Below are 10808 nucleotides of genomic sequence, written 5' to 3' on the forward strand. Positions count from 1 at the left end.
GGCATGCCCGGTTCTCGGCCGATCTGGCGATATCCGCGCGTTCACATCTGCCGCGCCGCGGGGACGCCATACGGCATTACGGAACCTTCGCGACGGCATGACGGTATCCACAACTCTGGCATTTGCCTGAGCGGTTGCGGCCCGAAGAGGGGAACGGTGGGCCGCACGGCTGCTTCGCTAGAGGGAACGGCGTTCGGTTCCGGGGGGCCGGGCGCTGCCAGCCGTTCCGATGGTTCCCACGTATGAAAAGGAGTCGGATTCCAGTGAGCAAGGTGCTGTTCGTGTATGCCAAGGGTGGTCCGCCCTTGGGGTACGCCCTGTCACGGGTCGCCGCACGGTCGGCAGTGCACCTGCTGGCGCTCAGCGCGCTCCCTCCCACCGTGGCCGCGTCCGCGGACCGGCTGTGCGCCTCGGTGCTGTGCCCCGCCGAGTCCGAGCGGCGCGACCTGGTGTCCCTGATCGTCTCCCGGGCCCAGGCGGTGGGCGCGGACGCGGTCGTCACCTTCTCCGAGTACGCCGTCGTCGCGGTCGCGGAAGCCTGCGAGAAGCTGGGCCTGGCCGGCGCGGGCGGCTGCTGCGCCCTGGCCCGCGACAAGCGGATGATGCGGCGCACCTGGCAGGAACAGGGCATCTCCCAGCCCCGGTTCCGGCCGGTCGCCACCGCACAGGATCTGCACGACGCGGCCGCCGCGCTCCGCTTCCCCCTGCTGCTGAAGGCCGCCTGGAGCGCCGGCTCCACCGCCCACCGGACCCTGCGCTCCGCCGAGGACGTACCGGCTGCCTGGGAACGGGCCCGGGAGGTGATGGCCGAATCCGCGCAACTGGGGTATGCCGAACTGCATGTGGCCGACGCCGGGGCCGACTTCCTCGTCGAGGAGATCGTGCCGGGCACCGCCACCGGGTGGTTCGACCAGGAGGGCTGGGGCGACTACGTCAGTGTCGAAGGCGTGGTCGTGGACGGCGACTTCCATCCGGTCTGTCTCAGCGGGCGGATGCCGACGGTGGAGCCGTTCACCGAACGCGCCGGGATCACCCCGGCCGCGCTGCCGGACGACGCCCAGCGGCGCATCGTGGCCCTGGCGCGCGAGGCCGTCGATGCGCTGGGGTTGCGGAACTGCGGTACGCACACCGAGATCAAGCTCGGCGCGGACGGGCAGATGTGGGTGATCGAGACCGCCGCCCGGTTCGGCGGGGCGATGACGGTGCCGCAGATCGAGGAGGTCTTCGGCCTGGACCTGATCGGGATGCTCACCGACCATCTGCTGGGGCGTCCGGTCTCCTGGCCCGCGGAGGTGCGCACCCCGCAGGAGGCGCACGGCGCGGCCGGTTCGCTGGTCGTGCTGGCCGTCGACGGCGCCGGTGACGCCTGGCCGGACCAGCGGGTCTGGGACTTCCCGACGGTGCGGGACGCGGTACCGCTGAGCGCCGGCAGCCATCTGTCCGTGGTCGCCGAGAACTCGCTCCCGGACGGGGCACCGGTGCCGGTGTACGACCCGGCCGCGGGCGCCAACACCATGGCGGCGCTGTGCCTGTTGTCCGCCACCGACCCGGAGACCGTGATCCATGACTTCCGGAACCTGGTGGACGCCCTGCCCAAGGTGCTCCCCACGGCCGGCCCCACCACGGAGGTGCGCGCATGACCACCACCGCCGTTCTGCCCGCCGGCGCCCCCGGCCCGGTCACCGACCGCACCGTCATCGGTGAGAACCTCTCCCTGCCGCTGTTCCGCACGCTGTCGGGTGTGCTGGCCGGTCACCCGTACCTCAAGGTCGTGGTGGACCGGATCGAGGACACCTGGCATCTGCTCGACACCGCCGTCCATCCCTTCCACGTCAACTACATCGCCACCCGCGTCCTGGACATGGAGCTGACGGAGCTGGACTCCTGCCTGGACGCCTTCAACGCCTCGGTCTACATGGACCCCGAGCGCCGCTTCCTGCTGGGTGTGCTCTCGCTGCACACCGACGAGGACGCCGAGGGCCGGGAGCGGCCGTTCCTCGTGCTGGAGACCACCGAGGCCGACACCATGAACGGCCGGCTGCTGGAGGAGTTCTACACCTTCGTCCGGCATCGGGTCGACGGCCGGCTGCCGCTGCTGCTGAAGCCGGCGAACCACGGGCAGGAGCACGAACTCGCCGCGATCAGCGACGTACGGGTGCCGCGGATCCTGGGCCATCAGCTGTTCGGCAACCGCACCCGCACCCCGCTCAACCCGGGGGAGGCCGTCGGCCGGCTCCGCTACTTCCGGACCCTTGAGGAGTACTCGGCCGCGGCCGACGGGCTCGGCTGGTCCGACATCGTGGCCATGCCGTGTCTGCCGGACGATGTGCCGCGGGTGGCCGGCTTCCTCAACACCTCGCCGGGCACCCCCCTCTCGCACACCAATGTCCTCGCCTCCGGCTGGGGCATCCCCAACGCGATCGTCCGTGACCTGGAGCGGATGGTCGACGCGGACGTCCTCGACGGCGCCTGGGTCCGCTACCGGGTCCAGGACGACGAGATCACCCTCGTCCCGCTGGCCCACGCCCCGACGCTGGAGGCCCCGGCCTGGCACCAGCAGCGGATCCGGATGGAACCCCCGCTGCTGGAGGACGTACCGGCGCTGTGGCTGCACCGGCTGCGCCGCGCCGACCGGGACCGGTACGGGACCAAGGCCGCCAACCTCGGCGAGCTCCATCACGTCCTCGACAGCCGTACCGCCGACCTCACCGCCTTCTACGGACGGCCCAGGCCGCCGCGCGCCGACCTCTACGGCCACCTCGCGGCCCGCCTCGGCGCCAAGGACGCGACGCCCGAGGAACTGCGTTCGGTGGCCGCCGACTTCGTGGGCGGGGTCATCGCGGCGCCCCACGGGGTCGCCCTCCCCTTCGCCCTTCAGCACCGCTTTCTGACGTCCTCGCCGGCCGTGCAACAGGGCCTGGGCAAGCTCAAGATGGCGCTCGAACTCGACGCCGTCGACGTGCTGGACGCGCTCTGTTTGCATTTGCAGCAGCTCATCCGGAACACCCCGCTGCCCGAGGACGTGAGCCGCCAGATCACCCAGGCGCTGCCCGGCGGCCCGGCCACCGGCCGGCGTCTCGTGGTCCGGTCCTCCTCCAACGCCGAGGACCTGCCCGGGTTCTCCGCGGCCGGGGTCTATGAGTCGATCACCACGGTCCACGGCGCGGACGAACTCCTCGACGCGGTACGCCAGGTGTGGGCCTCCCTGCTGTCGGCGCGCAGTGTCCGGCTGCGCCACCAGGCGGGCATCTCCCTCGACGACACGTACATGGGCGTGATCATCCAGGAGTATGTGCCCGCGGACCTCGGCGGTGTGCTGGTCACCTGCAATCCGACCCGGCGCGAGGACTTCCGCAACGTCTACGTCAACTGCTCCCCCGGCTCGCCCGAGACGGTCGTCGACGGCACGACGCTGCCGCTCCAGTACCTGTACAACACGGTGGAGGGCGGCGGCCGTACCGTCGCGCTCGGTTCGTCCGGCCAGGATCTGCCCGTGGACACCCGGGACAAGCTGGCGCGGCTGGCGCTGACCGGGCGGCTGCTCCAGTCCCACTTCAGCGACACCGACGTGGACCATCCGCTCGACATCGAGTGGCTGATGACCGATCAGGGGGACTTCCGCCTGGTCCAGATCCGCCCCTACGCGCTGTGATCCGCCGGTTCACCGGCCCGCTGCGCACCCGCCGGTCCCGGCCCGCGGGTGCGCCCCTGCCCCCACGGGCCCGACGGATCATCCGGCTGAACAACGGCTTCCAGCTGCTGTTCAACCTGTTGTGGTGGATGCCGGTCTTCTACGCCTACCAGCGGGAGGCGGGGCTCTCCGACGGGGAGATCTTCGGCATCCAGAGCATCTACTACGTCGCGTTCTGCCTCTTCGAGATCCCGACCGGGATGGTGGCCGACCGTATCGGTGCCCGCAACTGTCTGCGGGCCGGTGCCGTCGTGATGACCGCGGCGAATCTGGCGCCGGTCTTCGCGCCCAGCTACACCGGTTTCCTGGTGCACTTCCTGGCCATCGCCGCGGGCCGCTCGCTGACCTCCGGCGCCGCCAGCGCCTATCTCTACGACGGCCTGGCGGCCGAGGGGGCGGGCGAGCACTATCTGAGGGCCGAGGGCCAGGCGCGGGCACTGGGGCTGGCGGCGAAGGTGCTGTGCTGGCCGCTGGTCGGTCCGCTGATGGCCGTCGCGCACCCCACGCCGTATGTGCTCAGCGCCGCGAGCGCGGCGGGTTCGCTGGTCTGTGCCGTGGTGCTGCCGCGGCAGGCGACGGCCCGGGACGGCGGCCCCGGCGGCGGCAAGGGGGCGTCGCGCGGCGGACCGGTGTTCCTGCGCGATGCCGTCTCCTCGCTGCGCTGGGTGTGGGCCACCCCCTGGCTCGCGCTGCTCATGGTGCAGGGCGTCGCGGTCTTCACGCTCTCCCGTATCTGTCAGGTCAACCTCTTCCAGCCGGTGCTGCTGGACCACGGCATCCCGGAGAGTTCGCACGGCGGGGTGCTGGCCGCGATGACCGTCGCGGAGGCGGTGGCCTCGGCCCGTCCGCAGTGGCTCGGCAGACGGCTGTCACCGGTGGCCTGGGTGTCGCTGCTCAGTCTGGCGATGGCGGGCACGCTGGCGGGCAGCACGCTGGGCGGGCCGTGGACCGTGGTGGCCCTGCTGTGCGTGTTCGCCGCGGTGACCGGCTTCGCCTATCCGCTCCAGCGCAAGCTGGTGAACGACGCCATCCCGGCGGGCGCGCCCCGGGCCACCCTGCTGTCCGTCGAGAGCATCGTGGACCGGGGGGTGTGCGCGCTGGCGGCGGTGGCCGCGGGGGCCTATCTCTCGGCGGGCCGGCTGGACGCGCTGCTGTGGCACAGCGCGCTGGCCACCGGTGTGGTGATGGTGGTCCTCCAGCTGGTCCTGCGGCGTGCCCCGGGCCGCCGCAAGGTCGCTCCGGTGGCCGAGCCGGAAACGGAGCTGGTCACCACAGCAGGAAACCCCTGAGCGGCACCGTCATACTGGGGACGTGCGGGGTACCGAAGCCGGGCGCTACGGCGAAGGGCTGTTCCGTCCGGACGAGACCGGCGAGGCCGACCGTATCGACCTGGGCGCGCTCGCCCATGACGAGGTGAGCACGGCCCGGCTGGCGACGCTGGGTGCCGGGCCCGGGTGGTCCTGTCTGGACGTGGGCGCGGGTACCGGCACCGTCGCGCGGTGGCTGCTGGAGTCGGCGGGTGTCGCGGCGGTCCTCGCGGTCGACCGTGACACCCGGTCGCTGGACGCCGACCGGACACCGGGGCTGTCGGTACTGACCGCCGACATCACCGCGCCGGACTTCGACCCCGGCCGGTTCCAGCTGGTCCACGCGCGGTTCGTACTGATGCATCTGCGCTCCTGGCGCCGCATGATCACCAAGCTGGCCTCGCTGGTCGCGCCCGGTGGTGTGCTGGTGCTCAGCGACGCCGTGGACCTGACGACCGCCGGGGCGCCGGCCACCCCGTACACCACGGTCATGCGGGCGATGTGGCACGGGCTCCGGCAGTCCATCGGCACGGACATCTCCTGGGTGCCCGACTATCCGTACCTGTTGCGGGAGGAGGGCCTGAGCCGGGTGGCCGCCGAGATCCATGTCCCCCCGCTGGTGCCGGACAGCCCCCTCAGCCGTTTCTGGGCCGACACCTGGGACCGGGCGCGGGACGCCATGCTGGCGACCGGGCAGGTGGACGCGGCAGGGATCGAGCGGGCCAGGCACGAACTGTCGTCGGACGACTGTGCCGGCCTCTCCCCCGGGATGCTCACCGCGTGGGGCTGGCGGACCGAGGAGGCCGTCCGCGGCGGGCGGATCTGACGTGCCGCCGGCCGGACGGTCCGGTCCGCCGGCGGGGCGCGGTCAGCGGTGCTGCGCCGGGTCCGGTGACTGCCTCTCCGCCGTGGGGAGTTGCTGGGTGGAGCAGTGGATGCCGCCCCCGCCCTCGCCGATGTTGTCGACCGGTACCTGTACCACCTTCCGCCCCGGATACTGCTCCCGCAGGATGGCCGCCGCCCTGCTGTCCGCCTTGCGGTCACCGAAGCGGGGCATGACGACCGCGCCGTTGGCCACGTAGTAGTTGACGTAGCAGGCCAGGAACTCCTTCCCGCGCCGCCCGATGTCCGCCGGCTCGGGCAGCTCGACGACCTCGATCCGCTTCCCGCGGGCGTCGACGGCCCGGTCCAGGACGCCGCGGGCCTGTTCGTAGGCCCCGGTGAAGGGATTGCGGGGCGCGCCCTTCGCGGGGGTGCTGAGGACCACGACGCCGGGCGCGGAGAACCGTGCCAGCGCGTCGATGTGACAGTCCGTGATGTCCTTGCCCTTGACGCCCTTCACCCAGATCACCTTCGTGGCGCCGAACAGGTCCTTGAGCTCCCGTTCCAGGTCCGCGCGGCTCTTGCCGGGGTTGCGGTTGTCGTTGACGAGGGAGCTCTCGGCCAGCATCAGGGTGCCCCGGCCGTCGCCCTCCACGGCCCCTCCCTCACCGACGAGCGGGGCCTTGATCCGCGGGATCCGCCCGTCGGCCAGCACCGCGCGGGCGACCCGGCGGTCCTGGCCGTGCTCCTGTTTGCCGCCCCAGCCGTTGAAGTTGAGGTCGACACCGGCGACGCCGTCGGGGCCGAGCACGAAGACCGGTCCGGTGTCCCGCATCCAGAGGTCGTCCACCGGCGTCGGTATGACCTCCACCCCGGCCCCGCACGCCCGCTGCGCGGCCTTCGCGTCCCGGTCCCCGGCCAGCAGCAGCACCGGCTCGAACTCGGCGACGGTCCGGGCGAGTCGGGCGATGTCGGCCCGCACTCCGGCGGTGTCCGGCCCCCAGATCCGCCGGCTGGGCCAGGACATGTACGTCGCCTCGTGCGGATGCGCCTCCTCGGGCAGCCGCCATCCGCCGCCCGGCCGGGCCGCCACGGGGACGGCGTCGGCCCCGTGCGGTGCGGCCCCGTCGCGGTCCGGTGTGCCGCAGCCGCTCAGGGCTCCCCCGAGGGCGGTGGCGACCGCCGCTTGCAGTGTCTGACGTCGGGATATTTCCACGGCCAACTCCCTGACTGAAAATTTGGTCAGGAAGATGGTAGGGCATGATCGGAACCGAGCCACCTTGATTTCTTCGGACAGCGGGAGCATTCGATGCCGGACAGGCCCACCCAGATCCTCGAAGCCGCCGCCCGGCTGATCGCCCGGCGGGGCGTCCGCGGGCTGCGCGTCGAGGAGGTTTCCGCGGAGGCCGCCGTCTCGACCGCGCTGATCTACTACCACTTCAAGGACCGCGCCGGGCTGCTGCGCCGCACACTGGAGTTCATCAGCCGGCGCGCGGTCCGCTACACGGACGCCGCGCTGGAGACCTCCCACGATCCCCGGGTGCAGCTCACCGAGATGCTGCTGCTGGAGCTCCAGGACAGCCCCCAGGTCAGGGAGAACAGCGCGGCCTGGGGCGAGTTGCGGGCCACCGCCGTCTTCGACCCGGACCTGCGGGAGCTGCTGGCCGAGGCGACCCGGGAGTGGGTGGACGATCTCGCCGGGCTGCTGCGCCGCGCCCGGGAGGCCGGTCCGGACGGGGCCGGGGCCGATCCATATGCGGCGGCCGAGCGGCTCACCGCACTCGTCGAGGGCCTGAGCGAACGCTGGCTGAGCGGCACCACCTCGCTCCAGCGGGCCCATGAGCTGCTCCGCGGCGCCGTCGAGACGGAACTCCGGCCGACCTGACCGATCTTGCACCCCGGCTGCCCCCGCCCCACGGCGGGGGCAGCCGTGCGTTTGAACCGGTGAGAGGCCCCGCCACCACAGGGTTAAGGTGCCGGCGCGGCCGCCATAGCGGATGAACTCAACCCTTCGGTGAATAAGCGGACATCAACGACTGTTTTCGGTCGGAGTCCGGCACGTGACGCTCTGCGCATGATCGCCCGTTCTCACACGGGCCCCATCATGGGACCCCCCACCCGCCAAGGAGCACGACAGATGGCGGTCCTCCGGCGGTTGGCCGTATCTGACGGAAAATTTTCTGTCTTGGTGGGTAAATGGTGAAGAAAGGCGACCGAAAGTGTGCATCGGTTTTTGACCATCGATCGGCCGCTCAGCGATGGTCCTTCGTATGCCCGTCATACCCCGACCCGCGGCCAGCGGCCCGCTGCGCCTGCGCGACTTCCGTCTTCTGCTCGCCGGTGCCGCGGCCGGCCAACTCGGCGCCCAGGTCACCCTGGTCGCCCTGCCCCTCGTCGCGGTATTGGAGCTCAATGCCCCCGCCTTTCAGGTGGGGTTGCTCACGGCCGCGGAGACCGCCGCGTTCCTGCTGGTCGGACTGCCGGCCGGGGCCTGGGTCGACCGGATGCGCAAGCTGCCGCTGATGATCCGGGCCGATGTCGTACGGGCCGTGGCGATGGCCAGCATCCCGCTGGCCGCCGTCGCCGGGGTGCTGACGATGGCGCAGCTGTATCTCGTCGCCCTCGTCACCGGTGTGGCGACGGTCTTCTTCGACGTGGCGCACCAGAGCTTTGTGCCGCACCTGCTGCCCAAGGATCAGCTGGTCCCGGGCAACGGGGCGCTGGAGACCATCCGTTCCTCGGCGCAGGTGGCCGGTCCCGGGCTCGGCGGCGGTCTCGTCCAGCTGCTCGGGGCCTCCCTCGCCATCGTCGCCGACGCGGTCGGCTATGTGCTCTCGGCGCTGTTCCTGTGGGGGATCAAGCAGCCCGAGAGCCGCCCGGAGCGCGTCGCGGGGACGTCCCTGCGCCAGGACATCGGTGAGGGGCTGCGGTTCGTGTTCGGGCACCGCCTGCTGCGGGTGATCGCGGTGACGACGGGCCTGGCGAACTTCTTCACCGCGACGCTGATGGCCACCCAGTCCGTCTTCCTGGTCCGGGTGCTCGGGCTGGCGCCGGGCGTGGTCGGCCTCGTGCTGGCCGCCTCGGCGGTGGGCGGGCTCGCCGGGGCGCTGTGCGCGGGACGGCTCGCCGCCCGCTTCGGCCAGGCCCGGATCATCTGGCTGTCCGCGCTGGCCACCGGCCCGTTCGCGCTGCTGTGGCCGCTCTCGGGGCGCGGCGCGGGCGCGGCACTGTTCGCGGTCGGCTCCGGCGTGGTCTTCTTCGGCGCCGTCGTCTACAACGTCGCGCAGGTGAGCTTCCGTCAGGCGTTGTGTCCGCCGCGGCTGCTCGGCCGGATGAACGCCACTCTGCGGTTCCTGATGTGGGGCACCCTGCCGCTCGGGGCCCTGGCCGGCGGTGCGCTGGCCGACGCGTTCGGCGCCCGCACGGCGCTGGCGTGGTGCGCGGCCGGATTCCTGGTCGTGCCGCTGCCGCTGCTGCTCTCCCCGCTGCGCCGGATGCGGGACCTGCCGGCCGCCGAGGCGGCCGAGGACGCCCCCGCCGACAGCACGGGCCCGGCCGAGCCCGCGTCCGTCGGCTGACCGCCGGCCGCCGTATCCGGCCCGGCCCTTCTCTCTTCCGCGCACGGCCTTCCCACCCGCATCGCCTCCTGGCGATGCGGGACCGTCACGACAAAGAGGATCACGTGCTCAGCATCACGAGCCAGTACCTGGCCCGTTTCCGGCGGTTGGACGCCGGTGACGGCACCCCGGTCCTGCTGCCCGTCACGGGCGCCCAGCGTCGCTTCGCGCTGGTGCGTGCCATGGACCCCCACGGGCGGCCGGATCTCGTGCCGATGTTCTTCGCCTTTCCGCGCGGCACGGTGGACCCCGTACGCCTCGCGGCGGCCGCGAACCGTCTCGCCGCCCGGCACCCCGTGCTCCGTGCCCGGCCCACCGTGCTGCGCGGCACCCCCGTACTCCGCCTGGAGCGGCCGCAGGTTCCCGTGATCCAGGAGACCTGCGCGCCCGGCGAGGACGCGGCCACCGTGCTGCGCCGGGCCCTGGGCCGGTGGGCGCCGGAGGGCGCACCGCTGCGGCTGTTCCTGGTGCCGGACGGTCCGGAGGGCACGCAGGAGGTGCTCGCCGTCGTACTGGACCACAGCGCGTGTGACGGCCAGTCGCTGGCCCGGCTCGTCGAAGAACTCGGCGCCGGCTACGACGAGGGCCCGAAGGCCGAGGACCCCGCTCCCGCCGACGTCGCGGCCGAGCTGGCCGCCTACCGGGACGCCGTGCTGCGGCAGCTCGACGCGGAGGAGCGCGCGGGGGCGCCGGAGGCCATGGCGTACTGGGGCGAGCGCCTGCGCACGGTGTGCGAACAGGTCCCCGTGGCCCGGCCGGAGCCCCTCTCCCCCGGTGCGCCGCCGAGCGGCTCGGCCGCGCTGCGGATGCCCGCGCCCTCCGACGGGGTGTCCTTCCCCGAGCTGCTCAACGCCTGTCGCGCGGCGGCAGCGGTGCTGTACGGAGCGGGTCATGTGGTGCCGCTCGGCTACCCGTGGGGCGGGCGGCCGGCCGGTGCCGCGCCGGTGCTCGGCTGTTTCCTCAACACCGTGGTCTTCCCGACCGCCACGGGCGACGCGCCCACCGCCTCGGCCACGGCGGCCGACTGGTGGGACGACCTGGACCATGCCGCCACCCCCTTCGACGCCGTGGTGCACGCCGCCCGCGCGGCCGGCTCCGGCTGGCGCGGCCGGCTCGACGGCATGCTGACCGTCGACGACACCCGGCGCCAACCGCCGCTCCGCCTGGGCGGGGTGACCGGCCGGGAGATCCATGTCGACGGCCGGGCGGTCCGCGGCCCGTTCGCGGTCTCCGTCTCCCAGGGCCCCGAGCTGCGGCTGCGCATGGTGTGGGACCGCGCGGTCCTCCCCGATCACGCCGCCGAGAGCGCCTTCACCGCCCTGGCCGACGCGGTGCGGACACCCGTACCGACGGCCGGCTGACCCGGGGCCC

At 72.7% G+C, this 10808-nt stretch carries 8 protein-coding genes; 7 read left to right on the plus strand and 1 reads right to left on the minus strand.

Going from position 1 to position 10808, the window contains the following annotated elements; genetic code table 11:
• Window positions 1-263: 263 nt before the first annotated feature.
• The 4 genes from ACFWJW_RS17185 to ACFWJW_RS17200 are packed head-to-tail and all read left to right on the plus strand — an operon-like array spanning window position 264 to window position 5824.
• A complete protein-coding gene (locus tag ACFWJW_RS17185; RefSeq protein ID WP_387241224.1) occupies window positions 264-1640 on the plus strand; it encodes an acetyl-CoA carboxylase biotin carboxylase subunit family protein in 1377 nt (458 codons plus the stop codon).
• Window positions 1637-3652, plus strand: coding sequence for a PEP/pyruvate-binding domain-containing protein (locus tag ACFWJW_RS17190; RefSeq protein ID WP_387241227.1), 2016 nt, complete (start codon window positions 1637-1639; stop codon window positions 3650-3652). Before ACFWJW_RS17185 ends, ACFWJW_RS17190 begins: the two co-directional genes overlap by 4 nt.
• A complete protein-coding gene (locus tag ACFWJW_RS17195; RefSeq protein WP_387241230.1) occupies window positions 3649-4980 on the plus strand; it encodes an MFS transporter in 1332 nt (443 codons plus the stop codon). Before ACFWJW_RS17190 ends, ACFWJW_RS17195 begins: the two co-directional genes overlap by 4 nt.
• Before the next feature lie 22 nt (window positions 4981-5002).
• Entirely contained in the window at window positions 5003-5824 is an 822-nt protein-coding gene (locus tag ACFWJW_RS17200; RefSeq protein ID WP_387241233.1) for a class I SAM-dependent methyltransferase, read from the plus strand.
• 42 nt (window positions 5825-5866) lie between these two features.
• On the opposite strand, the gene ACFWJW_RS17205 is transcribed toward ACFWJW_RS17200, so the two are convergent.
• The gene (locus tag ACFWJW_RS17205) at window positions 5867-7036 is read right to left on the minus strand and encodes an agmatine deiminase family protein (protein ID WP_387241237.1); all 1170 of its coding nucleotides are present in this window, start codon (window positions 7034-7036) and stop codon (window positions 5867-5869) included.
• Window positions 7037-7129: 93 nt separating this feature from the next.
• Between ACFWJW_RS17205 and ACFWJW_RS17210 the strand changes: the two genes are divergently transcribed.
• The 3 genes from ACFWJW_RS17210 (at window position 7130) to ACFWJW_RS17220 (ending at window position 10798) form a co-directional block, all read left to right on the plus strand.
• Window positions 7130-7705 (plus strand): TetR/AcrR family transcriptional regulator, encoded by a 576-nt coding sequence (locus ACFWJW_RS17210; RefSeq protein ID WP_387241240.1) that lies wholly within the window; start codon window positions 7130-7132, stop codon window positions 7703-7705.
• 385 nt (window positions 7706-8090) lie between these two features.
• A complete protein-coding gene (locus ACFWJW_RS17215) occupies window positions 8091-9398 on the plus strand; it encodes an MFS transporter (RefSeq protein ID WP_387241243.1) in 1308 nt (435 codons plus the stop codon).
• A gap of 104 nt (window positions 9399-9502) precedes the next feature.
• Window positions 9503-10798, plus strand: coding sequence for a non-ribosomal peptide synthetase (locus ACFWJW_RS17220; protein ID WP_387241246.1), 1296 nt, complete (start codon window positions 9503-9505; stop codon window positions 10796-10798).
• The last annotated feature ends 10 nt before the right edge of the window (window positions 10799-10808 follow it).

This window comes from Streptomyces sp. NPDC127097, assembly GCF_042724075.1.
GTDB lineage: Bacteria > Actinomycetota > Actinomycetes > Streptomycetales > Streptomycetaceae > Streptomyces.